The organism is Pseudoalteromonas sp. QJM3NY_22 (genome assembly GCF_056173065.1).
On sequence record NZ_CM149655.1, the window covers coordinates 2,176,040 to 2,198,423 of the forward strand.

Consider the following 22,384-nt stretch of genomic DNA (forward strand, 5'->3'; position numbering starts at 1 on the left):
CCCCTTTTTTGCAGAAGTAGTTATACTCATGCGCTTTCCTCCAGCGCTTCAATTTCAAAGTGTGGCGCTTGGCCTATGCCAATAATTTTAATGCTCCAGTCTTTCATGCCATCGGTAAAAACAAGCGGAAAATCACGATAAATAGTATTAAAACGGCGTGCGGTATGAACATGTGAATTAACTTCATGGATTTGATGAATACTAAATAACTTATCGGCTGTGAGTGTTGCAAAGGCGGCTTTAATATTGCCGTCGAATTTATCTATTAGCTCACCTTTAGGGTCTTTTTTTGCAAGTAGATTTAGCATAGTTGCGTTAGTCACCAGCGAGCTAAACGCTAAGTGTGCGGTGTAGCGTGATGTGTTTAATTTTATTGAAAATGCCATTGTGATATACCTTATTTTTAAATTTAAAATGTTATGAGGAAATTACTGTGTCTTATTCGCTTGAGCAGCTTTACTATTTGACCGAGGCCAGCCGAAAAAACTTAATAAACGCCCTACCCAAAGCGCACATCGAACGGCTATATCAATTGCTTTGTACAATGTGCCCCAATGAATTTGCTGAACTGTCTGACGCTCATAAAGCTGCTGCAGATCAGTGCTGCCAAATAGCTGTTCGTGAAGCTGGTGTTGATTTTGACTTTCAATCCGCTTCAATCGCATCCGGCTCTGGCGTTTCAAAAGTTGCTGCATCTTTGCCTCCTGAATGCGAGATCCTTGACGTGTTTGTGCATTATTTAGCGATTCTGTTGCTTGGCGAATCTGCTGCATATCTAGCGCCGTTTGCTCATTTTGAAGAGCTTGAGTCGCGCTCTGGCTTTGTGATTGATCGTGTTGTTTGTGCATCACTTGCTTACTCCCAAGTTGTTGATGACTATGAGTTCGAGTTTTGGCCTTTTGATGAGCGCAACCCTTTTAAAGCGCCGCTAGAGCCAAATCGTCGCGGTCACTAGACCGCTGGTTTATTAAGTACTGATGAAAAAATGCCATTAACTAAGAGCTTGTCGACGGCAGTGTCTGGGTTTTTGTTGGTGTGGTTAAGCAAGTGCGGTAACAAGTTTTCAACGAGTTCTCGGGCGTTACCTTCAACCCGTTTGTGAAGCCACATCCACCACTTTGCATCGTCTTGGCCGAGCTTAATGGTGCCCTCTGTTAGCTCTAAAAACAGGGTTTTAATGTCTTCAACGGTAATTTGGCCGATAGGCTTTGGCCAAAAGCACACACGGCTCGCTATAAGTTCATAGCGCTCTTGCGTTTGTAGCTTGTCTACTAGTTGAATATTGCCAACAAGGGTTACCCCCACAATGGCTTGATCGCTAATAGTACGCAGTGGGTCGAGCGAGTTAGGTTTGCACTTGTCGGCTTCGTCTAAAATAATTAAACGGTCGGTATCGCGTAGTGCCATAATAATTTTTTGCATGTTTTTATAGGCACTTGGGCAACGCGATAAGCCCAGGGCTGTGGTTAGTTGCTCGAGTACTTGGGTGCTGCTGGTTTGCTCACTGCCGGCAATTAAAATGGCCTCTTTATTGTGGCGGCAATATTCCGCAATGCCTTTGGTTTTACCTAAGCCTGCTTGCCCTGCAAACACACTAAAGCGTTTACGTTGGCGTGCTTGGTCGCAGGCCATGGCAATCAGCTTTGATGTGCTGGTAGGAATAAAGCGCACATCACCGTACACAATGCTTATTTGTTTACGCTCAGTAAGCTCACCGTTTGCTTTGCCTTGCTCTACCTCAGCTGGGCAAATAAGCGCCCAAATGTCGTGCAGGTGTTTAGTGGGCTTTGCGTTGTACTTACCATTAATTAGTTGGCTAATAGACGCTGGGCTTTTACCCATACTTACCGCAATGCTGGCACTGGTAATGTTTTGGTCGCGTATTTCAGGCGATTGCAAGCGCAGGCAAATACGGGCAGCGAGTTCTTGGTCTGCTTTGTTATAAGACTTATTAAAGCCGTTGCGTTTTTCAATCTCGGTGATAGCCGCTTCACCAAATAACTGATGCCACATTTTGGCAATGACCTTTTCAGGGTCAATGGTGCATTTGTTTGCCAGTACTTCTTTTACTGACTGCAATGCAAAGCCACAATTTAATTCTTCGGCGGTCATGCCTGTGGTGCTTAACTCTTGGTTTATTAGTTCAACACGCAGCGTTTGCTCTGCTGTGTATGGGTGTGGTTGGCTATAGCTCATAGGTTGTTTCCTTGCGTAGATTAGGTTGGTCTAATAATTCGTTTAGGTCGATTTCGTGCTGTGGCTGTGTGGGTGCTACATCAAAATCAAAAATGTTTACTGGTGCTTGTTGTGCTGCAATGGCTTTAATTGGCGCGGCAAACTTAGCCACCGAATCAACATCGATAACGCGATCTTGTGTTTCTTGGGCTTCGATTTCGCGGCGTTTGGTGTCGATGCGCTTTAAGCGACCCGTGCGGCGTTTGCTTTCAGCTTGCTCAATGCGCGACGTAGGCACGGCATGCGATTTAGTTTTTAAGTTAGCGAACATTAAAAATTCACCGTTTAGCTTATAAAGCTTGGTGTAGCTGTCGTCGTGTAGGTCGTAGGCAGCAATAAGCTCTTGGCCGTTAAACTGGTGTAAAAAGTCGGCACTGTAATCACGTTGGTGCAAGCGAAAACGGCCACGACGAATATTGACGGTTTCGCGCGGTAGCATGACAAAATCACCCTCTACTGGTGGTACATGCTCGATGTTTTCGTCCCATACTTGTTGGCGTGTTTTGCCTTTAATCTCTGGGTGTTCACTGTTGTGGTAGTCGTTTAAAAAGGCTTTAAACTCAGCTATCCATTCGTCTACTGTGGGTAGTTTACGTTTGCCTTGCTTGGCCTCTTTAAGTACCAGCTGCTTATGGCGGTCATCGTGGTCGCGCCCGCAATAGGTGCTAAAGCGTTTACCTACGCGGTCTTCCATGTGTAAAAAGAACCGCTCAATCCACTTAACACGAGCATTACCTGGTATGGCAAAAATTACGTCTATTTCAAACTGTGCATAAAAGCCGGTGGTGTCGTCGTTCATGAGTTTGTTTTTGTAGCCTGAGCCGTTATCAAGGTAGAACATGGCAGGCACGTTGTTATGCACTTTAATAGCGCGGCTTATTGCTGCTAGGGTGTCTAGCGTGCTTTCGGCGTAGCCTAGTTCCCAGCCTACAATGCAACGGCTTGCTACGTCTTGAAACGCGGTAAGCTCAGCGCGGTAAGGTTTGCCCGTTTTTGGGTGCGCTAGGTATACGTCGAGCGTGTGGCCATCGCCGTTATACATAACGCCTGGCTTTAAGTTATCGGTTGAACGCAGTAAGTGATCTTTATGTTTTTCGCGGTACAGTTTTGCACCCATACGATACGGGCTTTGTGGGCCAAGTTCGTGCGGTAGTGCATTAATAAAACGACGCACTTGGTGATGCTCGGCTTTATAACCCTCTTTATTTAGTTGGTCGCTCACTTGTGCAAAGCTTGGGCTATTAGGGCTGTGGTAAAGCTCTAAGCAGCGGGCAAGCCAGCTATATTGTGTTTGCGCTTTGCCTTTATGGTTAGGTAATAAGCTGTTAATACCGTTGTCTTTATACGCATTGCACCAGTTATAAACTGTGGCGCGCCCGGGTAACTTACCTAGTGCATCAATCGCGCTTGCTAATGTGCTGAGCGCTGTGTTGGCACGGTAGTTTTTTACTAGTGCCTCAAATGCTTTAGGTATGCCGCACTCTTGGGTAAGTAAATGGCGAACTAGCACCGCCCTACTTTGGGCTTTTTTACGGGCTGTTTCGCTGGCATTTTGCCAACTCAGTTCCAAGCCTGTGCTTGGCAACTTATTGTATTTTTGAACTGCAGGATGCATTGCTCTCTCCTACTCGCGGGTTTTAATACGGTCGTTAAACATGGCGAGCATGTATTCACGGTTTGCTTGGGCGTCTTGCCATTCGTCTTCGGCAAATTGTGGTATGCACTCAGCGCCGGTTAAATGCTCGGGGCCAAACTCACCGCTTAACCGATTTAACATGTGGGTAATACGCTGTTGTATGCCTAGCCATAAATGCCAGGTTGTTTGTGCTGCGCCTATGCGGTGGTTTAGGTCAAGGTCGCGGGCGTTACAAAGCTGCTCGGTCATGGCTATAAACTCTTCGAGCGATTCGTTAACAACGGCATTATGTGCAAACGATTTTTGGCGCACCTGTGCAACCAGCATAGGTAGCTCATACATTTGTTTAGGGGCTTTGGTTAGTCGCTCAGTCTCTAGGGCGTTAATCAGCGTGGCTGTTTGCTCTTCAAGGTCGGTGTGCTTATCTTTTAGTTTGCGAATTTCTTTACGGAACTCACGCACTGATAGGTCATTAAGCGTGTCTAGGTCGTCGTCATCTAACGATTCAACGGTTTCAACGGGTAAGCGTGCCATTTCAATCAACTTACTTTTGTTCATGTTCAAAAGCGCGGACGTCCGCGCTTTTGCCTCTGGTAACGCTAAAAACATTTTGGCAACTGTGACTGCTTCTTGGGCTGTCCGTGGTGCAATAGAGTATTCACGTAGCTTGTGTTCAAATTCACCATGACCTAAGTGCATTTTGATCGACATATATAAAAGCCCGCGTTTTGCTGTATCAACAAGCGCTTGCTCTTCCATACGCACAACCAGTTGCCATGCTTCGTCAACTGAATCTGGCATTACAAGTTGTATGTGCCCTGCCATCTTCTCGATTTTGGCGCTTAACTGCTGTTGCTCTTCGGCACTAAAAACCTGTATTTCAGACGGTTCTTGGTCTTTGATAGTCATTGTTTTGGCCTACAAATTAATTGCTAGAAGTATTTGGTAGAAGTGTTTTTTGAATGTCGCGTTGTTGTTGTGCGCGCTTTTCTATTTCCATTTGTAGTTCTGCGTGTTTTTGCAGTAACTGGGAACGTTGATCAATGGCTTTGAATAATAGCGGCTCAAGCAATACGTTTAGTGGCTCAATACTTTTGATTGCCCATAGCAATGCTGGTAGCTGATGCGCAGGTAAATATTTTTCAGTGCCTGGTGCTAAATATTTATTTAACAACGTTTCGTTTATTGCTACGTCATCAACTTTTAGAGCGCTGTTCATTCGGTTAACAATGCCTTGGCGAGTTAAACCACTTGTTCTGGCTGCAGCATTTACAGCATAAAGGAAAGGTATATATACATCGCAACTTGGCGCTTCGTCTTGATTGAATATTGACTCTAAATCAGTAAGTTTCATGGTAATTTTTCCCTGTAAAATTATTTGTGTTTGCCACTAGGTTAGGTAAAACTTGATTCTGGGATTGGCTTTTTGTTGCGAATGGCATCAATCACTTGCTGTTTTCTGGCAGCTCGGTCTTGACGACCTCTTGCTTGGTGATCTTGGTAGGTATCGCCGAATACTTCTTCGATAGACATGTTTAGTGCAGAACAAATCGCATCAGCAACTGGCTTTGATTTGTTGTTACGTTTTGCAATTGAGTAAACGTGGGCTCTTGTTACGTTTAGCCCCTCTGCTAAGTCTGACAATAGAATGTCTTTTTTGAGAAGTTTTTTGCGTATATCTTCAAATACTAAACCGTTAGAATTCATGCTAAGTTATCCTATGTAAAGTTAGTTACATATATATGTAATGTTTTGTCGTTATTTAATCTGAATCATTATTTATGTAATGTCAAGTAACCTTAAACATTATTTTTTTATTCTTTTAACATTATACATGTATTGACAAGTTAATATGACAACTGATACCTTAAAAAAAGTTGATATAGAAAGAGCTGCTAAAAAGCTAAAAGATGAATTTGGTGTTACCAGTGAAAGAGCGCTTTCTTTAGCTATGGGACTGTCTCAGTCTACATTTTTAAATGCGATGAATAGAGGCACTTTGCCCTACGAAGGGATCGTTAAATCGTGTGTGGAGCGCGGTATTTCACTTGACAGTATTTTTGGATTGCAGCAAAAGCACGTTTATTCAAATCAGCTAAATGAACCGACTCCTAAATTTTTACATAGTGAAGAGTTTAAAAATGAATTTATTCATATAGACACACTTGTAGAGTCAATTATGGACGAGGTTGTAACAAAAACTGATCTCCCAGTTGAACGATTACTTGCTGTGCGAAAATTACTGAGACCAATACTTGTTGATGCTGCAATTGAATATGATTGTGATCACGCTATTGTCAATGCTATTGCAAGGAGTAGTCTAAAACTGGTTTAAATTTCTTTAGGATGTGAAATGAAAACCTTATATAAAACTTTATTAATTACTGCTTTACTTGCAGTTTCTGTTTCTGCTGCTGCGCTTGAACCAATGCAAGACCGTGCCCAGGTAAAACATATTAACTCTACTCTATTGATGCCGGATGGCAGTGATATGAATGTTGATATGAGTTTCGATTGCGGCTCTGAATTTAAAAGCACTGGTATTATTGTAACCACCGAACAAGGTGCTAAGTTTTTAGCAAATGCATACTCTAGGCTTTATGGCGCGGTGGCAGGCGAAAAAGTAAAGCAAGCTTGGCTAACAAAAGCCAACCCCGATGACCCACGCAAACCTACCATGCTCTTAATTAATGATTTTGGCTCATTGGATTGGCCTGTTAATTCAACTAAAGTAATTGAATTAAAAAGCTTTAGTAGTAACTACGCTACTCGCACAATCAATACTAGCCCTAATGTATTGCAATTGTGCGGTACACGCAGTCACCACCCCACCGAGTTACAATAATAATTAATGGAGGCTAGGGCTATAAAGCCCTAGTTTTGCACATGGAACACTCACTTATTAAATCTATAGTTTGCTCAATTATGCTTTTTACAAGCACGGCAGGCGCTACTGAACTTGCTGGTTATAGTTTTGGTATAGCGCAAGATAAGAATGGTTTTATTTATCAAGCTAGCCAACAAGGTGGTTTTAGATTAGATGGGCAAACTCATATCCCATTAGCTGATTTATATAACGTACCTAACAATTGGTTAGAAGATGTTAGGTACATTAAAGATAAAAACCAACTTTTATTAGCGTATGGTGACTTGGGTTTATACCAAATTGACCTAACTACTAATACAACAACACAGCTGATAAATAGCGGGTGTTGGCGTGTAGGTTTAATAAATGATGTGATCTACTGTTTGCGTAGCCATAAGCTTAGTAGCTTTGAGTATCAAAATGGTGTACTAACGCCTTTAAAACTATTACCTGACGGTTTACGAGTGAATGCGATTGCTGACGGCTACATTGATACTGATGATGGTCTTTTTGCAATCGACGGTAATACTGCAAAATTGATTGATGCTACACCCGCCACCTACACCAAAATTAGCAACAATGAATATGGACTTATAGCGTGGCGAGATAAAACCCTCTATTACTATGATGCATTTGGTAAGCAAAAATCAACGCCCTGGCCTACTAATCCAAAGTCACTTTATGCTAATGGTAATACTGTTTATATAGAAAAAAATGGTGCCGTAGTACATTTAAATTTAATGGATTTTTCAATTATCAATGAAAAAGTAAATATGGTTAAATCACCTGTACGCCGTATATTTAAAGATAATTCAGACAATTTGTGGTTTATATCAAGTAACGATGTACAAATAAAACCAGCTACGATAAATCAATTAAGCTTACCCTACTCATCTGACTACAATATCAAAAAACATTACCGCAATGGCTTTTTTGTTGGTACTGAGCGCGGCGTTTTGAATTACACAAGCCAGGGCTTTAATATTGTTGGCAACCCTAACGACTATGGTTATGTGATCACTGATATTGCAGTGATAGGCGATAGTTTGTTTATTGCGTCAAATAAAGGGCTAACCGAGTACAATTATAAAAACAATGAAACAGTAAAAATTTACGATAAATATGTAATTGCTTTGACTGTTAAGTCTGGTGAATTATATATTTCAACCAGTTTCGAGGGTGTGTTTACATATAAGAACGATATTCTTGCAACGCTACATGACGTAAATTCACTTTTGCATAACAACGAAATTTTAGACGTTAAGTTTATAGGCAATGATATGTTTGTGCTTTCAGCCGAGGGTTTTTACATAAAAGATAAATTGCAACGCATTGGCTACCATGGAAATGAGATTGGTATTGTTGTGGATGCAGTAAAACTGAATGGCTCTGTTTATATAGCGACGTTTGGGAATGGTCTTTACAAGTTTGCTAATGGAGAATTACAACGTTTAAACAGCTCGCAAAGCATTATTGATTTACAGGAATTTAATAGCCAGTTATACATTGGTACCATCGATGGTGTTTATAAATTTGCTGAAACAGATTATTCGTTAGTGCCAGGAACTGCTGGTCTAAACGTTACACCAAACTCAATGATGCTAGAAAATGAAAGTGATTTAACGTTTGGTACGCAATACGGGATCACAACAATTAAACTCGTTAATAAAGTTATGACTAATCAACCCCGAGTAACTGCTGTTAAAACTGAGAATAAGTATTTCGTCAATCAGCCAAGCCAAGCGTTTGATGCTAGCAGCCAAACTAGTTTATACCTATCTGATCTTAACTTTATTGGCAATACTGAATTTGCTTACGCCATAGATGATAATTGGATTGATAGCGATTCTGGTATTATTAATTTTCATAATATTAGACCAGGTAACTATACATTAAAGTTTAAAAGCCGTTTAAACGGTGGAAGTTGGGTTGAGGGTGAAAGTTTAAACCTAGAATTTATTGGGAAGTGGTATGAGTCGAACGTAGTCACTTTGCTACTCTTTGTATTACCCGCGTTAGTAATTATGTTTATTATCTTGTTTGCTGTACTGCTGTTAAAAGCTAACTACGGGGTACATAAAAAACTTTATGACATGATTGGCTCATGCAAAATGAACCTAGCGCTTACTAAGCTGCTAAAAGCCAAGAGTGCTTGCAGTAGCCCTGATTTAAATAAAATGGCGGATGGGCTTGTTTATTTAGATGAAGCTGTTGACGTAATAGTACCATTGGCCCATGGCAATGCTGCGCTTGGTAAGCGTAGTATTCAACAGGGGTTAGCTGCTTTACAAGCTGCATTGCAATTTGAATGCACTGGGCTTAATTTTGAATACACAATATCGTTTAGCGACAGTGTTACATTAGACGCAGGGTTAGAAAGAGATATATACGCGCTTGTTTACCACTCAGTACGTAATTCAATTGATCATGGTAAAGCTAGTCAGGTTGAAGTGTTTGTTGAGCAGGTTCGTAGTCAAGTACATGTAACTGTTATAGACGATGGTAAGGGCTGTAGTTTATATGTTCGTACATTTAAATACGGTTTGGGTTTATATGTAATGCGTGATGTGGCAAAGCGGTATAAGGCCAAACTTGGATTTAAGAGTAGCAAAGCGGGTACCAGTATCGCGATAGGTTTTCCGCTTTGTGTTAAAAGCGTAATTAGTAGAAATGAAAAAGCCCCTAGTTAGGGGCTTTTTACGGGTATGCCTTTAGGTGGTATATATAAACCCCTTAAAAACGTATTTACCTACTTAATGATAACGAGATGTTTATTATTGATTGCTACCGTTACGCAAGTGACAGTAGGGTTTATTGAGCATGACCATGCGGTGCTTTTCAGTTTAACGGTTGGTATGTACGCTGCGCTTAGCTTGATTGATGCGCTGTTTCTTTGTGCACAAAATGTGAATGATGCACTTAGTTTTGACAATTACTAGGGTATTAAAATGACTGAAAAAATAGTTTTAATAATACTTATTTTTGCGCTAATGCCGCTTTTTTATTGGCTAGGAAAGACGCTTGTCTACATGACTTTATGTAAACTCTTTGGAATCATAGTTACCTATAAAGAAGAGGTTAATGGTGTTTTGGTCACAAGGCGAGTCCGGGTCAAAAATGATGCTTCATTTGAGGAGCTAGCTGCGCTATATAAAAAAATGGAAAAGCAAGGGAAAACGCAATGACAAAAAAAGTTGCTGCTATTTCTAATACTTGTGCTTCAGTTATTGGCGGTGGATTGTTATTTCTTGCAGGTGAGTTGGAATCAGAGCAACTAAAGTTAGCCGCAACAACGACTATCCCCGCCTTTACTTTATTTCTTGCTTATGCCTTCAAATTAGCAGGTAGTTTTGGTTCATTGAGTATCTTCAAATTTTTCTTTAAAAGAAAAGCAATGTCGCGAATCGAGTCGCTTAAAAAAGCAATAAATGATCCTAATATTTCCGAAGAAAAGCGAAAATGTTACCAAGACAATTACGCGCAAACGCTTGATTATTTGATGGAAATTGATAATGAAGATATGAAAGCGCTGAAAACTATGACAGATGAAGCGCGCTCTAAATTTACAAGTGATATAAACTCAGGATACAAGAACAATACTGAAGTAACAGAAAGTCTTGATAAAGCAGGTGAAAAACCAACAGAACAATAAGTTGAGTGATAACATGCCCCTAGCTAGGGGCTTGTTGTTTTAGTTTTTGCCTTAGGGCGTCATCAACGCGATCTTCCCAATCTCCACACCACCCTTCACTTATTGCTTGTTCGCATAAAGCAATAACATCATCCCAACGCTTTTCTTTTTTATAGATAATGGCAAGTTGTGAGTAACCCGCATGGCTGGGGATGTGAAATGGCGTGTTTTCGATTGTTAAGTGACGCATAGATTTGTATTTTTTAGAGCTAATAGCAATAAAGCTTAAGTGATCACGTTTCATTTGTTGTACTGTGGTAGCAGCAATATCAATTTGTTTTAACGCATATTCTTTTGCTAACTCGTAGTAGCCCTCTTTTTTTCTGTCTTTGTAGTAAAGCTCCATCATTCGGCCATATAAAAAGTGCTGATCTACCACTGAGGTTGATAAGTGAATATTGGCCTCAGCCTCTTTAAGTATTTTTAGGGCTAATGGACGATCACCTTCTTTGGCTATAAACCACCCTCCCACTTCTTTTAAAAACTTCACTGTGCTGCTTGATGAATGGGTGTAATTGCCTTTATCAATATTGCTGTCACTCATAGGTGAATATTGGTTACGTATGCGTTGACGCTCTGATGCAGTTAATTTTTCTAACCACCACTTTTGTAATCGGTGGTATTTGATCATACCTTGAGGAGTACGTTCGCTAGGTTTTGGTTTATTTGACTCAGGAAAAATGCTTTCCATACTTAGGTTTCCTTTTTTGTTTTTAATCCTGTTGGTTACATTAGCGACAGGTTTTTTATATGTAAAGGTTTTTCCCGCAGTGGTTTTTACCAAGGGTGGTTATTGTAGATGCTCACTGATTGTATTTAATTTACGTGTTTATTTTAACTGATTGGAGAATGATGATGCCTTTAACTAACGATGGTTACTACCACCACCCTGGGCTTAGCTCTGACGAGATTGCACACAAAGCTTTACTATTACTTAAAAGTAATGCACCAATGCTAACTGGCCTCATTGTAAATGATGCTCGGTTAGTACTTGAAGAAGCTAATAAAATTTTAATGTGCTCAACTCAAATTACCACTCATTCATTTAATGAGGTGTTTTGCGCTGAACCTAGCTTTGCTAAAGCTGTGGCTGAGCAACATGCCTATGAATTGGCTGAGCAAATGCAACGTGCACCCGCTAAAGACGCTGCACCCCAAGAGCCTGTTGAAAAAGAAGAACCGCTTAGCGAAGAAGAGCCTGTAACCAAAACTGAGCGCCAGTCGTTTGCGAAGATGATTGCGCAGCAACAAGCGCAGATTGATAAGCTAATTCACAATGAAAAAGTACAAGAAAAAGCAATATTAAGAGTTCTTGATCAGATGTTAGAGCTCAATAAAATCGTTCATACTAAAGTAAGTGAAGAGGAATTATTGATTGCTATTAAGTTTCTTAGGTAAGTAAATAAGCAGGCCATTGTTGGCCTGCTGTAACATCTAATTAAAGTTTTTTCTCAGCTAAGTCTTTAGCGCTTTGCTGTATTGAGTCGATAGCCTCTGACTCAGTCATATCTTGTCCATCAGGTCTTGCAACGAACCCTTTAGCGCTGAGCATGTTATAAAAACTCTCTGCTTGCTCTATGGCAAAGCTGGGATCGATGGGTTGGTTGTTATTGTTGATATGTTGGTTGGCAAATATTTTTGCTGCTAGATCACCAATAATTAGTTTTTTTACAGACATTACATTTCCTTTTTTATGTTGGGTTAAGCCCCCGCTGTATTTAAATACAGCGGGGGCTTATTTTTTAGCACAGCTTTTTAAAAAAGGCTAAAAACCCATTAACGCCTGTAAGCGATTTTAAGCACTCTATTAATTTTGTGGCTATGATGGCTTAGCTGAAAACCGTTTAAACACGCTCAATCGAATTTAAACAGGGTTTAAACATGGTTTAACTTAGATTTAAAGGTGGGAGTTAGTTTGTGGTAATGAATTTGTAATTTGCTGAACTTGCTCACTCGTAAGTTGTAATGAGGCGATATGAACAAGTAGCATTTTGTGTTCTTTGGGCAAGCCAAGTAATGACACTGAATTATTGGATAAGTCGGCAAGTGACTTTAAGTTATGGATATAAATTTTATTAGACAAAAAATACTGCTCTATTAACTTCACCCATTTTGGGCTTATTTTTTTCTTACCTGTCTCAAGCGCACTTAAATATGATATTGAAATATTTAATTCGTGCGCCATTGTTTTTAATGTACAACCGGAGTCAATACGTGCCTTTCTAACCGCTTTTCCAAAGAGTGTTAATTGCATTGTGTACTTTCGCTGTGTTGATAACGTAATAAATACATAACGACAGCATGACGCCGCTGTGTTTTTAATAGTTGCTTTTGGTGCTGCTGTTTTAATACTGCCAGTTTGTATTGGTTATTAATGTATTTAATTCCCAATGAAAAACCCAAGACCACAGCAAGTATGGTTAGTATCGTTTTTGATTTAACGCCCACGTCTTGGCTCCTTTTTATGCGCACATTTATTTGAGCAATAAAACTCGCCGTTTAGCTTAATGGGTGTGTACAGTGGGCTGTTGCAAGACTTACAAAGTGAGAACGCCTGGGCGTGGGCATCGTATTCGCAGTTTGAGCATTGGCCATCGAGAAACGTTATTTCGTCAGTGGTTAGTGTGGTTGTACATGAATTGCAGCGAGCCATAAAATATTCCTTGCAGTGTGATTGATACCCGCTTAGCCTATATACGTTACCCCATTCTTAACGCTGTAAAGTCTTTTCCAGCGGTTCAATAGTCACTACCCCCCTACACTGGGTGCCACTTAGTTAGTTTATTGGCACTTGGAACATGGCAAACAAAACAACCCCAAACACCCAATTTGATTGGTTTGAAGTATTTAAAGCTGGCACCCAAACAGACGCTAAAGGCGTTACGCACTCATTTAGCGACGCTGATTTAAACAGCGTAGTAGCAAACTTTAAACCTAAAAGCGCGCCGCTGGTTATTGGCCACCCAAAAATGCATGACGCTGCATGGGGCTGGGCCAGTGAGCTAAAAGCCGAAGGTGGCTCTTTGTTTGCTAAAGCTGAAGACGTATGTGCTGAATTTGCCCAGGCCGTTGAGAGCAAGCGTTACCCTAACCGCTCTGTACGTTTAGAAAAGGTCGATAACGGCTATAAGCTTGCCCACATTGGCTACTTAGGCGGTAAAGCCCCAGCTGTTGAAGGCTTAGCCTGGCAGTTTAACCAAGCTGATGACGCCGACACCCTAACCCTAGAATTTGCTGCCGGTGATATTGACAACATATCGCTGCGCACATCAAACACCCTTACCCGCCTAATGGGCAATTTACGCAACTTTATAACTGACCGTTTTGGTAGTGAAGCGGCTGATAAAGTTGTGCCCGACTACGAAGGTGAATGGTTAAAAGAAGAAACCATTATTGCTGAGCACGAACGTGCTAAAGCCAGCGCGGGTGAAGGTGCCGAATTTAGTAAACCACCCACCCATGAGGACAATGCAATGGATGAAAAAGAAAGAAAGGCGCTGCAAGACCAAATTGATGCGGCTAACGCTAAAAACGCGCAACTAGAATACGCGCAACGTGTTGCAGCGGCTAGCACCTTTATTAACACCGAAGTAAATGGCGGTAAGGCCCCACGTTTAACCAATACCGATGGCATGGCTGAGTTTATGGCCAAGCTGGATGACGGCGACACTACTTTTGAGTTTGCTGCCGCAGACGGTAAAAGCCAAGAGCTTAAACCCGCTGCGTGGTTTGAAGGCTTTTTAAAAGGCTTACCTGAGCAAACAGGGTTAACCCACGAGTTTAATAAAGACGATAAAGACGGCGAAGTAACTGACGACAGTGCAGAAGCGCTGGCAGCGAAGGCGCTTGAATTTCAACAATCACAATCTAGCAAGGGCATTGAAATTAGTATTACTGCCGCGTTAGACCACATTAAAAAGGCGTAAGAGCATGGCACAACCAGGATTTATTAGAAACTTTAGCTCAGAAGATGTCATACCTGCTAATCGCTTGGTGGTTGTATCGGCTGCGGCCGACTTTCATGTGGCTTTGGCGGTTGATGCCAGTGCCATGTATGCAGGTGTTACCGAGCAAGGCACAGATGAGCATTTGCGTGTTGACGTTGTAATGACCCAAAGCGCACCGATTGAGTTTGGTGAAGCGTTAATTGCAGGCACCCCAATTGTTGCTGACAGCGAGGGTAAAGCCGTTGAATTTGACCCTGCAAACTTTGTGGGGCAAACCGAGGTGTATGTTGCGGGCTGGGTTATGGAAGACGGCGAAGCCGGTGTTATTGGCGACATTTTTTTAAACCCGCATGTGGTAGCAACAATTCCAAGCGCTTAATGCGCTTGGGTTAACTTAATTATTAATAGTGAGGATTTGCCATGAGTAATGGTATGCCATTTACCCCAGACGTTGAGCAAACGGCCATAGCCATTGCTTATCGTAATAGAGCTTTGGTTGCAGACACACTTGCACCCTATTCACCTGTTGGTTTACGTAACTACAAATGGACTGAATATAAAAAAGGCGAAAAGTTTACGGTCGTTGATTCAAAAATCGGTCGTAAATCATCCCCTAATCAAGTTGAGTTCAGTGTTGAAGAAAAAACGGGTTCGGTGGTTGATCATGGTTTATCGGATGTTGTGCCTAACGACGATGTAACCAATGCGCCAGCTAACTATAACCCGCGAACCCATGCCGCTGAAAGCTTAACGGACTTAGTATTGCTTAACCGTGAAATACGTGTAGCAACTATGTACAACAAAGCCGCTAACTTTGGTAGCACACAGTCATTAGCCGCAGGTGGCCAAAAACGCTTGGATGACCCTACGCTTGATATTTTACCGTTTTTTTTAGAGATGCTAGATGCACCACTCATGCGCCCTAATGCAATGACATTATCGCAATCGGTGGCAACTAAGTTACGTACTCACCCTAAGCTATTAAAAGCATTCAATGGCACCAGTGGCGACCAAGGCTTAGTGCCATGGAGCTATATAAAAGAAGTGCTAGAGCTTGAACATGTAACTGTTGGCCAAGCGCGCCTCAACACCGCGAAAAAAGGCCAAGCCGTTAACCTACAAAAGGTTTGGCAAGATACCTTGTCGTTTACTTATCACGACCCGCTTGCCTCGTTTAACAATAACCGTATGACCTTTGCGCTAACCGCACGTTATGGCTTGCGTAAATCAGGCAATCGTGACGTTTCTGCTGGTTTAAATGGGGGGGTAGAAATCATGGTAGGTGAAGCCGTTCAAGAGCAAATTATTGCGAAAGACTGCGGTATTTTGCTGACCAACGTGCTAACACCAGCTGGTTAATTAATCATTGTTGTTCCCTGTGTAAAGGCCCCAGTACCGACTTGCTCGGGCCTTTTTTTTACTAACTGAGGTATGTATGTTTACGACAGAACAAGCAGTTATAGACAAAATAGGTATTAATACGCTGTTGCAATTTGCATCAAGTAAGTTTAACGAAGTGGGCAGTCGCGTAACGCGTGACGATGTTGAAGCTGCCCTTTTAAGTGAAACTTATAACGAGCTGCAAGAGCAAATTAATGCCTGGTATGTGCAAGCACAAAAAAATGTAAATGCGGTTATAGCGGGTTATGTAGCACGGTTTGCGCTAAACCAAGACGATATTAATAACTCAGTATTGCCAGGCATTGCTAACGATTTAATGCATTGTGAGCTTGCCCCTAACATTGCTGACGAACACCTGAAAGCCGTAAAAAGTAACGCAATGGCGCAGCTTGATAAGGTTAGTAAAGGTGTGATCCAAATTAAGGAAGATGCGCCTGCAGGCGTAAGAACTGGGATGCGAACCAAACCTGCAGGCTCTCAATTTAACTGGCCAGGTTATTAAATGGCCGGTGTATTTATACATATAACCGGGAATGCCTTCCCCCGTTTGCAGATACTGCAAGAACGAGGTGCGAACTTTTCAACAGTAATGGATGACATAGGCGCGTTTTTAGATAGCGATACGGTTGAGCGTTTTACTAAAGAGCAAGCGCCCGATGGTAGTAAGTGGGAGCAGTCAGAGGCGGCACGATTAGGGCGTAGCTCCAAAAAAGGAAAAAAGCGTAAGAGCGATTTAACGCTGACTGATCAGCGTAACCTTGCTGATTCTGTTACGCATAACGTAACAGGTAATAGTTTAGAGTTTGGCTTAGGCGAAAAGTATGCCGCAATACACCACTTTGGCGGAAAGACTGGGCGCAACCATAGTGTGACTTTACCGTCACGTAAATTGATTGGTATAGCGGCAATACAAGAAACCGAGATCAACAACATCATTACTGACTGGTTAATTTAAAGAGTATTTAAATGGCATTTAACTTTGATTTAAACAACATAGAAGCCTTATTAAACAACACTGTTTTTGATGCATCTGTGGGGTTTGCCAGCGATTTTAACACTGTGCGTGAACATGCTGTACACAGTGCGCAGTTATTTGTATTGCCGCTGGCTGATGACAACACCAACACCAATGAAGTACACGGCATGGACGAATACCAGGTTAAAGATGTGTTTGCGGTGATGATTGTTATTCCCTGTGCTGCAGGTAATGCGCACAGCGATATACAAATAAAGCAATTACGTAGTGATGTGAAACACGCCGTTGCAGGTTGCCAGTTCGCTGGTTGGAACCCAATTAAGCTAGATAAGGGACGCACAATTGAGCTTAGCAAACAAACGAATAACTTAATTTACCAGTGCCAGTTTAGTGTCACTGGCCTACATACCGTAACTGTGAAGGTGATGCCATGAGCAAACAAACCGAGCCGCAATCAAGTAAACCCGCTGAGGAAACAGGCGTTGTGATCACAACACCTAAACAATCCCGCGCGATGACGATTGCCCAAAACGTTAACCAGGTACTGGCAAGTGCTAAAGGTAACAGAGATGAAATAGCCGGCGCTTTTAATTTAAAAAGCGGTGAGCTAATTAAAGTGGAGACTAACGCATGAGCAGTTGGCGATTTAAAGACAAACTCATTTTAGCTGATGCCCTGGGCACAACCTTAACGGGCTTACACGCTATTTATGCCAGTGACGTTGAGCTGGCCCTTGAAAGCGAAAGCGAAAAAGACGAGCTAGAAACCAGTTACAGCGGTGCAAGCCTAGAAACGTTTTATGGTGAGCATATAAGCCTTAACTTTAAAACCCCGCTTGCTATGAGTGGCACTGTGGGTAATGAGCCTGCGTTTGCCCCGCTGTTATTAGCGTGTGGCATGGTGCAAGTGGCTGATGCCTCAAGCGTTACCTTTACTAAAGGCGCGGCTGTGGCTGTTACCTGCAAAGTACGCTTTGGTAAAAACACCCACAACATTAGCGAAATGAAAGGCAACGTGAGCTTTGCGCTTGAAAAAGGCAAGCCGATGCTGAATTGGCAGTTTAAAGGCTTGTTTAGTGCGCCGGTTGCTAGTACAGCCGCCCCTGCTGTTGATTGGGACCGTTGGGTGCGCCCCGAAGTACTCGGCGTAAGTAATAGCAGTGATTTTAAGCTTAACGATGTTAAACGCACGCTACATAAGCTTACGGTTGATTTAGGTAATAACGTGGTGTTTGACCGCGCTATTAACCACGAAGAAATAATGATAACCGGTCACGAAAGCAGCGCTAACTTTACGCTAACAGCTGAAGAACTGGCAACTTTTAACCCGTTTGATGATGTGGGCAAGGTGCAAATGTTTGAATTTACCCACGGCACTGCTGCAGGTAAAAAAGTAACTATTATTGGCCGCTACCAAATGCCTTGGCCTAAGTACACCAGCCTGGACTCTGAATTAACCGGCTATGAGTTTGACGGCAAGTTAGTACCCAGCGGCGCTGGCTATGACGAACTGACCATAGTGTTTGAATAAGGACGACCCCTTTTTATTACTTTTTATTTAGGAACAATTATGAAATTAAAATTACTAAACGACTTAAAAAATGCCGTGATCAGCGCCCCGCTTGATTTTGAATTTGGTGGCCTACCTTTTAAATTTACAGCAAAAATTAAGTTGCTCACTCATAGCGAAGTCCAAGCAGTAACAACCAGGGAAGGTTCTGAAGATGCTGACATTGTGCGCGAGCTATTAGCCGGCTGGGAAAACTTTATTGATGACGGCAAAGACGTGCCATTTGATAAAGGCACCCTTGATGAGCTGCTAGTTTACGGTGGCTTAGCCTCTCGCTTAAGTGTTGAGTGCATTAACGCCCAGTACCGAATCACTGAAAAAAACTAGCCGATGTTGCTAGGTGGTTTTTGGGCGACCTAGCAGCAGCCAGTAAAACCCTTGATGACGACGAAGCCCATTTTGGCGCACCTAAGCAGGTTGCACCACAAGTAGAAGAAACATTATTTGTATTGCCCCCGAATCACACAGCTGTATTGGCATTAACTACCGCTAGCAGCCAATGGCAACGGGATAACGACGGGGGTGAAATTGCCCTTGATTATGCCAGGGCTGATATAGCCTGGCGCTATGCAAATATAACCCTTAACCCCGATGATTTTGCAAAACTGCAAACCCTAGAGCGCACCATAATTGGACTAATAAGGCGACCCGATGAGCAACAACTTGAATTTGGCGTTACGCTTATCCTATGACGGTAAAGCAGTTACCACCGGTGCGCGCCAAAACGTAAATGAACTAAACCGTATACCGCAAGCAGTACAACGCCAAATAGCCGCAAACCAGCAATTAGGTGCCAGCCAAGCCCACGTTATGCAACAGCAAGGCGCAATGACCCGCCAGCTGGGGTTAATGAATACCGCGTACGGGCAAATAGGTGCAACGCTCACGACCTTAGTGGGCATTGGCACCGCCACCATGTTTGTGCGAGATACGGGGGCCGCACAATTACTCGATACCCGCTTAAAAGGGTTAACTGGCTCAGCGCAAAACTACGCCAAAGTACAAGAATACTTATTTGCCACCTCTGACCGATTAAATACCAACTACACCACCCTTGCCGATTCGTACAGCCGTGTTTTAACACTGCAAGAGTCCGGCTTAGTCACTAACGCACAAGGTAAAGCGATATTAGAGGGCTTTGCCAACGTGGCCGCTAAAACAGGTGCCAGTAATGTGCAGCTTGGGCAGAGTTTGTTTGGTATGACCCAAGGGATGACTGCCGGCGTTTTACGTGCTGAAGAGTTAAACCAAGTCACTGAACCTTTGCCTGGTTTAATGCAAAAGCTTGATAAAGCCAGTGGTGGTGTAGCAGGTAGTTTTAGAAAGATGGTAAATGCGGGGCAAGTAACCAGCGCCATGTTTAAAACCACATTAATAGCCGCGCTGGGTGATTATGCCGGTGCGGCCGAGGCCACCGAGGGTAAAATAAATGCCAGCTTTGCGGAAATGGGTAACGAGTACCAGCGCTTAATACGCAAATATGAAGAGCCAGTAAACTTTGCTGTTACTAGTGTTGTTGACGCAATTACCGACACTATGGCTTATTTACGTGAGAACGAAGACGCTGTAGATAGTTTGGTATTTGCAACGGGCGTGCTTGGTACTGTTCTGACGAGCCATTTAGCGGCGGGCTTGGCTGCCAGCGCTAAAGGGTATGTTGTAAATATAGCCGCTAAAGAAAAAGCGATACTGGCTGATGAAGTGCATGCCAAACAAGCCTATGAAGCAGTAGCGATAGAAAATAAGCGTATTGCACAAGATATAGATCGTGCGAAGCATAATGTAATACTGGCGCAAACATCACAGCAACGCGCGGCTGCACAGAAAGTTGTAAATACGTTAGACAAAGAAGCGATAACGAATGCCGTTGCAATGACTGCAACAACGAATGCGTATGATAAAGCAGCAAAGCGAGCAACAATAACAAGCCGAAATTTTGCAACTGTAATGGGATTATTGGGCGGCCCTGTTGGTTTGCTTGTCACTGCTGGTGTTGCCCTTACTTATTTTGCATCGCAAAGCGATGACGCTACTGACTCAGTAAATAAACTTAAAGAAGCCAGTAAAGACCTAAACCCGTATGCCAATTTAACCAGTAGCCAGGCACAAGGTTTACTACTAATGGCACAGGGGCGGATAAAAAATGCGATTCAACTGGCAGATGAAGCAAGGGAACGTTTTAATAACCCGTTTTTAAAAGGCAAGTTTTCTGACGTTGAAGCTGCACAACAGCGCGTTACTGATTTAAAAAATGAAATTGTGGCGCTACAACAAGTGCTTGCCATTAAAGAAACAGAAAAGCCTAAGCCTGCCCCTGTTGGATCAAGCGGTTTGCCCGATAACATTAAGCGTTTAGAGCAAAGTTTGCTGGATGAAGAAGGTCGGCTCAAAGCCAGTTACATTAGCCGCCAGCAAGTGGTCAATGCGGCATTAAAAAATAAAACCATAAGCCAAACCAAGTCAAACTCCCTTTTAAAACAGTTGGAATCTAAGTATCAGGAAGACGCTAATGCGCTTACAGAAAAGGGAAAAGCTGAAAAAACACGCATCGAAAATGAAGCAGAAGAAAAGCGTAAAAACGATTTACAGAATCAGCTTGACGATAGATTAGCTCAAATTAAAGGATTGGCTGGACGCGAAGCACTGGAGGTATATAACCAACACCTAGCAATACACCAAGCCAAAGAAAAAGCCCGTGTTGATGCAGCAAGACGCGCAACAAAAGGGGTTGCCGCTAATGATGAGGTTGGCGAACTTAAATACGATACTGATAACCAAGTATTACAGCAAACACGAGAAACAGAATTACTACTGTTACGCGGGTTTCATACTCAAAAAGAGGCGGATGAACAAGCTCATCAAGATAGAATACGAGCGATACAGCTTGATAATGAAAGAGAAAAGTACGATGAGAAGATAGCTAAAGTACAAGGCTATAACAGTGTGCTTGAGCAAGAGGATATGGGGCATCAGCAGCGACTAACAGCGGCGTTTGCGGATCAGTATGCGCCAGCAATGAAAGCGCAACTTGTTGCTTTAGCCGGTTTTGAAGCACAAACAAATGCAGAAAAAGCTAAAACAGTTGTAGGTATTGGTGCTGCCACGTTTAAAACCATGGCAGGGCAAAGTAAAACAGCCTTTAAAGCGTACAAAGCCTTTGCTATTGCTCAGGCTGTTATTAATACCTACCAAGGTGCAACGGCTGCATATACATCGTTAGCGCCTATTCCACTTGTTGGCCCTGTGTTGGGTGGCGTTGCCGCAGCTGCAGCAGTAATAAGTGGGTTACAACAAGTACGCCAAATTAAAGCGCAACAACCAGCGGGTATTGCACACGGTGGTTTAGATTATGTGCCGAACGAATCGACTTATGTATTACAACGTGGCGAGCGTGTATTAAGCCCTAAACAAAATACAGAAATCAGCCAAATGGCGCGCCGTTATAACACTGGCAGTGCTGCAAATGATGCAGCCAGCTCTGGTGGTGTAGCTATTCATATTACCAATGAAATTACCGTACAAGGCGGCGCAAATGAGCAAACATCGCAAGCAGTTGGGCAAGATATAGCCCGCCAAGTGGTTGGTGTTGTGGTAGCTAACATACAAAGTAACGGCGCAATTATTAAAGCAGTAAGGGGCGCTGCTTAAAATGGGTATTTTTATTAATTAAGTTAAAAAGGTATAAATTATGACAGATTTGAAAATTGAAGCGCCAATCAAGGTTGAAGTTAAAATTATTGTTGTTGGTGATGATGGTGTTACCGGTGAAGTTACGTATGAGTTACCCGCGATGAAGTTTCCTACGAGGGAGTCAATTGTTAATGCAATATTTGAGACTGCTGGTAGTGATGTTTTGAGTAATAATGGGCTTAGAGTAGCCAATCAAAAAGAAACTTTTGACTACATAGTAAAGGAGCGAACCGGTTTAAATACTGCAATTGCTTTACCAGGAAGTAGTGAAGACTGGTATGAATAACTTTTAGTTGTGTTTTATAACCAGTTAGTTATGATAATTGCACTTTACACTCTCATTATGCAACAGCTTGACTGTAAAGTGATTTCC

Annotated in this window: 29 protein-coding genes; 19 read left to right on the forward strand and 10 right to left on the reverse strand. The window is 42.4% G+C overall.

What is annotated here, in order from left to right; all coding sequences use genetic code 11:
- Nucleotides 1–26 precede the first annotated feature (26 nt).
- Nucleotides 27–386, reverse strand: a complete 360-nt coding sequence (locus AC0VZ4_RS09760) for a hypothetical protein (protein WP_475441578.1) — start codon at nt 384–386, stop codon at nt 27–29.
- A gap of 158 nt (nt 387–544) precedes the next feature.
- Here AC0VZ4_RS09760 and AC0VZ4_RS09765 point away from each other — a divergent pair, with 158 nt between their 5' ends.
- The gene (locus tag AC0VZ4_RS09765; RefSeq protein ID WP_475439555.1) at nt 545–955 is read left to right on the forward strand and encodes a hypothetical protein; all 411 of its coding nucleotides are present in this window, start codon (nt 545–547) and stop codon (nt 953–955) included.
- On the opposite strand, the gene AC0VZ4_RS09770 is transcribed toward AC0VZ4_RS09765, so the two are convergent.
- Genes AC0VZ4_RS09770 through AC0VZ4_RS09790 form a run of 5 tightly spaced genes read right to left on the reverse strand, consistent with a single transcriptional unit; the run spans nt 952 to nt 5,578 of the window.
- On the reverse strand, nt 952–2,196 hold the full coding sequence (locus AC0VZ4_RS09770) for an AAA family ATPase (protein WP_475439556.1): 1,245 nt from the start codon (nt 2,194–2,196) through the stop codon (nt 952–954). The genes AC0VZ4_RS09765 and AC0VZ4_RS09770 overlap by 4 nt on opposite strands.
- Nucleotides 2,186–3,850, reverse strand: coding sequence for a transposase (locus tag AC0VZ4_RS09775; protein WP_475441579.1), 1,665 nt, complete (start codon nt 3,848–3,850; stop codon nt 2,186–2,188). Before AC0VZ4_RS09775 ends, AC0VZ4_RS09770 begins: the two co-directional genes overlap by 11 nt.
- Before the next feature lie 9 nt (nt 3,851–3,859).
- On the reverse strand, nt 3,860–4,780 hold the full coding sequence (locus tag AC0VZ4_RS09780) for a hypothetical protein (RefSeq protein WP_475441580.1): 921 nt from the start codon (nt 4,778–4,780) through the stop codon (nt 3,860–3,862).
- 16 nt (nt 4,781–4,796) lie between these two features.
- Nucleotides 4,797–5,225 (reverse strand): hypothetical protein, encoded by a 429-nt coding sequence (locus AC0VZ4_RS09785; RefSeq protein ID WP_475441581.1) that lies wholly within the window; start codon nt 5,223–5,225, stop codon nt 4,797–4,799.
- Between the two features lie 41 nt (nt 5,226–5,266).
- A complete protein-coding gene (locus tag AC0VZ4_RS09790) occupies nt 5,267–5,578 on the reverse strand; it encodes a helix-turn-helix domain-containing protein (RefSeq protein WP_475441582.1) in 312 nt (103 codons plus the stop codon).
- Nucleotides 5,579–5,723: 145 nt separating this feature from the next.
- Here AC0VZ4_RS09790 and AC0VZ4_RS09795 point away from each other — a divergent pair, with 145 nt between their 5' ends.
- From AC0VZ4_RS09795 to AC0VZ4_RS09815, 5 genes are all read left to right on the forward strand, one after another.
- Complete coding sequence (locus AC0VZ4_RS09795) at nt 5,724–6,206, forward strand: helix-turn-helix domain-containing protein (RefSeq protein WP_475441583.1); 483 nt, start codon at nt 5,724–5,726, stop codon at nt 6,204–6,206.
- An 18-nt stretch (nt 6,207–6,224) separates the two neighbouring features.
- Nucleotides 6,225–6,716: a hypothetical protein gene (locus tag AC0VZ4_RS09800; RefSeq protein ID WP_475441584.1), complete on the forward strand. Its 492-nt coding sequence runs from the start codon at nt 6,225–6,227 to the stop codon at nt 6,714–6,716.
- Between the two features lie 41 nt (nt 6,717–6,757).
- Nucleotides 6,758–9,427: a sensor histidine kinase gene (locus tag AC0VZ4_RS09805; RefSeq protein ID WP_475441585.1), complete on the forward strand. Its 2,670-nt coding sequence runs from the start codon at nt 6,758–6,760 to the stop codon at nt 9,425–9,427.
- Nucleotides 9,428–9,685: 258 nt separating this feature from the next.
- Nucleotides 9,686–9,922 (forward strand): hypothetical protein, encoded by a 237-nt coding sequence (locus AC0VZ4_RS09810; protein WP_475441586.1) that lies wholly within the window; start codon nt 9,686–9,688, stop codon nt 9,920–9,922.
- On the forward strand, nt 9,919–10,389 hold the full coding sequence (locus AC0VZ4_RS09815; RefSeq protein ID WP_145234018.1) for a hypothetical protein: 471 nt from the start codon (nt 9,919–9,921) through the stop codon (nt 10,387–10,389). The genes AC0VZ4_RS09810 and AC0VZ4_RS09815 overlap by 4 nt, the downstream gene beginning before the upstream one ends.
- A 19-nt stretch (nt 10,390–10,408) precedes the next feature.
- Here the strand turns inward: AC0VZ4_RS09815 and AC0VZ4_RS09820 are convergent, their stop codons facing one another.
- The gene (locus AC0VZ4_RS09820; protein WP_475441587.1) at nt 10,409–11,119 is read right to left on the reverse strand and encodes a hypothetical protein; all 711 of its coding nucleotides are present in this window, start codon (nt 11,117–11,119) and stop codon (nt 10,409–10,411) included.
- Nucleotides 11,120–11,277: 158 nt separating this feature from the next.
- Between AC0VZ4_RS09820 and AC0VZ4_RS09825 the strand changes: the two genes are divergently transcribed.
- Nucleotides 11,278–11,826 (forward strand): hypothetical protein, encoded by a 549-nt coding sequence (locus tag AC0VZ4_RS09825; RefSeq protein WP_475441588.1) that lies wholly within the window; start codon nt 11,278–11,280, stop codon nt 11,824–11,826.
- A gap of 40 nt (nt 11,827–11,866) precedes the next feature.
- Here the strand turns inward: AC0VZ4_RS09825 and AC0VZ4_RS09830 are convergent, their stop codons facing one another.
- The 3 genes from AC0VZ4_RS09830 to AC0VZ4_RS09840 form a co-directional block, all read right to left on the reverse strand.
- The gene (locus AC0VZ4_RS09830; RefSeq protein WP_475439566.1) at nt 11,867–12,106 is read right to left on the reverse strand and encodes a hypothetical protein; all 240 of its coding nucleotides are present in this window, start codon (nt 12,104–12,106) and stop codon (nt 11,867–11,869) included.
- A 219-nt stretch (nt 12,107–12,325) separates the two neighbouring features.
- Nucleotides 12,326–12,682, reverse strand: a complete 357-nt coding sequence (locus AC0VZ4_RS09835) for a helix-turn-helix domain-containing protein (protein ID WP_475441589.1) — start codon at nt 12,680–12,682, stop codon at nt 12,326–12,328.
- Nucleotides 12,673–12,876 (reverse strand): hypothetical protein, encoded by a 204-nt coding sequence (locus AC0VZ4_RS09840; protein ID WP_475441590.1) that lies wholly within the window; start codon nt 12,874–12,876, stop codon nt 12,673–12,675. The genes AC0VZ4_RS09835 and AC0VZ4_RS09840 overlap by 10 nt, the downstream gene beginning before the upstream one ends.
- 350 nt (nt 12,877–13,226) lie before the next feature.
- Between AC0VZ4_RS09840 and AC0VZ4_RS09845 the strand changes: the two genes are divergently transcribed.
- The 12 genes from AC0VZ4_RS09845 (at nt 13,227) to AC0VZ4_RS09900 (ending at nt 22,297) form a co-directional block, all read left to right on the forward strand.
- Nucleotides 13,227–14,354 (forward strand): hypothetical protein, encoded by a 1,128-nt coding sequence (locus AC0VZ4_RS09845; protein ID WP_475439568.1) that lies wholly within the window; start codon nt 13,227–13,229, stop codon nt 14,352–14,354.
- Between the two features lie 4 nt (nt 14,355–14,358).
- Nucleotides 14,359–14,754 carry a hypothetical protein gene (locus AC0VZ4_RS09850; protein ID WP_475439569.1) on the forward strand — a complete coding sequence of 132 codons (396 nt, stop codon included), beginning with the start codon at nt 14,359–14,361 and terminating at the stop codon, nt 14,752–14,754.
- A 41-nt stretch (nt 14,755–14,795) separates the two neighbouring features.
- Nucleotides 14,796–15,734: a capsid protein gene (locus tag AC0VZ4_RS09855; protein ID WP_475439570.1), complete on the forward strand. Its 939-nt coding sequence runs from the start codon at nt 14,796–14,798 to the stop codon at nt 15,732–15,734.
- Nucleotides 15,735–15,810: 76 nt separating this feature from the next.
- On the forward strand, nt 15,811–16,278 hold the full coding sequence (locus AC0VZ4_RS09860; RefSeq protein ID WP_475439571.1) for a hypothetical protein: 468 nt from the start codon (nt 15,811–15,813) through the stop codon (nt 16,276–16,278).
- The gene (locus AC0VZ4_RS09865) at nt 16,279–16,731 is read left to right on the forward strand and encodes a phage virion morphogenesis protein (RefSeq protein ID WP_475439572.1); all 453 of its coding nucleotides are present in this window, start codon (nt 16,279–16,281) and stop codon (nt 16,729–16,731) included. It begins immediately after the preceding gene.
- 11 nt (nt 16,732–16,742) lie between these two features.
- A complete protein-coding gene (locus tag AC0VZ4_RS09870) occupies nt 16,743–17,186 on the forward strand; it encodes a phage tail terminator protein (RefSeq protein WP_475439573.1) in 444 nt (147 codons plus the stop codon).
- Nucleotides 17,183–17,386, forward strand: coding sequence for a hypothetical protein (locus AC0VZ4_RS09875; RefSeq protein ID WP_475439574.1), 204 nt, complete (start codon nt 17,183–17,185; stop codon nt 17,384–17,386). Before AC0VZ4_RS09870 ends, AC0VZ4_RS09875 begins: the two co-directional genes overlap by 4 nt.
- Nucleotides 17,383–18,282 (forward strand): hypothetical protein, encoded by a 900-nt coding sequence (locus AC0VZ4_RS09880; RefSeq protein WP_475439575.1) that lies wholly within the window; start codon nt 17,383–17,385, stop codon nt 18,280–18,282. The genes AC0VZ4_RS09875 and AC0VZ4_RS09880 overlap by 4 nt, the downstream gene beginning before the upstream one ends.
- Nucleotides 18,283–18,321: 39 nt before the next feature.
- Nucleotides 18,322–18,648, forward strand: a complete 327-nt coding sequence (locus AC0VZ4_RS09885) for a hypothetical protein (protein WP_475439576.1) — start codon at nt 18,322–18,324, stop codon at nt 18,646–18,648.
- Between the two features lie 20 nt (nt 18,649–18,668).
- The gene (locus AC0VZ4_RS09890; protein WP_475439577.1) at nt 18,669–19,013 is read left to right on the forward strand and encodes a hypothetical protein; all 345 of its coding nucleotides are present in this window, start codon (nt 18,669–18,671) and stop codon (nt 19,011–19,013) included.
- Nucleotides 18,973–21,969 (forward strand): tape measure protein, encoded by a 2,997-nt coding sequence (locus tag AC0VZ4_RS09895; RefSeq protein WP_475439578.1) that lies wholly within the window; start codon nt 18,973–18,975, stop codon nt 21,967–21,969. The genes AC0VZ4_RS09890 and AC0VZ4_RS09895 overlap by 41 nt, the downstream gene beginning before the upstream one ends.
- 40 nt (nt 21,970–22,009) lie before the next feature.
- Nucleotides 22,010–22,297, forward strand: coding sequence for a hypothetical protein (locus AC0VZ4_RS09900; protein ID WP_475439579.1), 288 nt, complete (start codon nt 22,010–22,012; stop codon nt 22,295–22,297).
- Nucleotides 22,298–22,384 lie beyond the last annotated feature (87 nt).

Excerpts from the sequence above, each read along its gene's own strand:
- AC0VZ4_RS09835 (WP_475441589.1), bottom strand. The coding sequence starts at position 12,682 with ATGCAATTAACACTCTTTGGAAAAGCGGTTAGAAAGGCACGTATTGAC.
- AC0VZ4_RS09815 (WP_145234018.1), top strand. The coding sequence starts at position 9,919 with ATGACAAAAAAAGTTGCTGCTATTTCTAATACTTGTGCTTCAGTTATT.
- AC0VZ4_RS09830 (WP_475439566.1), bottom strand. The coding sequence starts at position 12,106 with ATGTCTGTAAAAAAACTAATTATTGGTGATCTAGCAGCAAAAATATTT.
- AC0VZ4_RS09795 (WP_475441583.1), top strand. The coding sequence starts at position 5,724 with ATGACAACTGATACCTTAAAAAAAGTTGATATAGAAAGAGCTGCTAAA.
- AC0VZ4_RS09805 (WP_475441585.1), top strand. The coding sequence starts at position 6,758 with ATGGAACACTCACTTATTAAATCTATAGTTTGCTCAATTATGCTTTTT.
- AC0VZ4_RS09825 (WP_475441588.1), top strand. The coding sequence starts at position 11,278 with ATGATGATGCCTTTAACTAACGATGGTTACTACCACCACCCTGGGCTT.
- AC0VZ4_RS09800 (WP_475441584.1), top strand. The coding sequence starts at position 6,225 with ATGAAAACCTTATATAAAACTTTATTAATTACTGCTTTACTTGCAGTT.
- AC0VZ4_RS09785 (WP_475441581.1), bottom strand. The coding sequence starts at position 5,225 with ATGAAACTTACTGATTTAGAGTCAATATTCAATCAAGACGAAGCGCCA.
- AC0VZ4_RS09845 (WP_475439568.1), top strand. The coding sequence starts at position 13,227 with ATGGCAAACAAAACAACCCCAAACACCCAATTTGATTGGTTTGAAGTA.
- AC0VZ4_RS09760 (WP_475441578.1), bottom strand. The coding sequence starts at position 386 with ATGGCATTTTCAATAAAATTAAACACATCACGCTACACCGCACACTTA.
- AC0VZ4_RS09790 (WP_475441582.1), bottom strand. The coding sequence starts at position 5,578 with ATGAATTCTAACGGTTTAGTATTTGAAGATATACGCAAAAAACTTCTC.
- AC0VZ4_RS09780 (WP_475441580.1), bottom strand. The coding sequence starts at position 4,780 with ATGACTATCAAAGACCAAGAACCGTCTGAAATACAGGTTTTTAGTGCC.
- AC0VZ4_RS09855 (WP_475439570.1), top strand. The coding sequence starts at position 14,796 with ATGAGTAATGGTATGCCATTTACCCCAGACGTTGAGCAAACGGCCATA.
- AC0VZ4_RS09775 (WP_475441579.1), bottom strand. The coding sequence starts at position 3,850 with ATGCATCCTGCAGTTCAAAAATACAATAAGTTGCCAAGCACAGGCTTG.
- AC0VZ4_RS09810 (WP_475441586.1), top strand. The coding sequence starts at position 9,686 with ATGACTGAAAAAATAGTTTTAATAATACTTATTTTTGCGCTAATGCCG.
- AC0VZ4_RS09865 (WP_475439572.1), top strand. The coding sequence starts at position 16,279 with ATGGCCGGTGTATTTATACATATAACCGGGAATGCCTTCCCCCGTTTG.
- AC0VZ4_RS09900 (WP_475439579.1), top strand. The coding sequence starts at position 22,010 with ATGACAGATTTGAAAATTGAAGCGCCAATCAAGGTTGAAGTTAAAATT.
- AC0VZ4_RS09880 (WP_475439575.1), top strand. The coding sequence starts at position 17,383 with ATGAGCAGTTGGCGATTTAAAGACAAACTCATTTTAGCTGATGCCCTG.
- AC0VZ4_RS09820 (WP_475441587.1), bottom strand. The coding sequence starts at position 11,119 with ATGGAAAGCATTTTTCCTGAGTCAAATAAACCAAAACCTAGCGAACGT.
- AC0VZ4_RS09885 (WP_475439576.1), top strand. The coding sequence starts at position 18,322 with ATGAAATTAAAATTACTAAACGACTTAAAAAATGCCGTGATCAGCGCC.
- AC0VZ4_RS09875 (WP_475439574.1), top strand. The coding sequence starts at position 17,183 with ATGAGCAAACAAACCGAGCCGCAATCAAGTAAACCCGCTGAGGAAACA.
- AC0VZ4_RS09870 (WP_475439573.1), top strand. The coding sequence starts at position 16,743 with ATGGCATTTAACTTTGATTTAAACAACATAGAAGCCTTATTAAACAAC.
- AC0VZ4_RS09860 (WP_475439571.1), top strand. The coding sequence starts at position 15,811 with ATGTTTACGACAGAACAAGCAGTTATAGACAAAATAGGTATTAATACG.
- AC0VZ4_RS09850 (WP_475439569.1), top strand. The coding sequence starts at position 14,359 with ATGGCACAACCAGGATTTATTAGAAACTTTAGCTCAGAAGATGTCATA.
- AC0VZ4_RS09765 (WP_475439555.1), top strand. The coding sequence starts at position 545 with ATGTGCCCCAATGAATTTGCTGAACTGTCTGACGCTCATAAAGCTGCT.
- AC0VZ4_RS09895 (WP_475439578.1), top strand. The coding sequence starts at position 18,973 with ATGAGCAACAACTTGAATTTGGCGTTACGCTTATCCTATGACGGTAAA.
- AC0VZ4_RS09770 (WP_475439556.1), bottom strand. The coding sequence starts at position 2,196 with ATGAGCTATAGCCAACCACACCCATACACAGCAGAGCAAACGCTGCGT.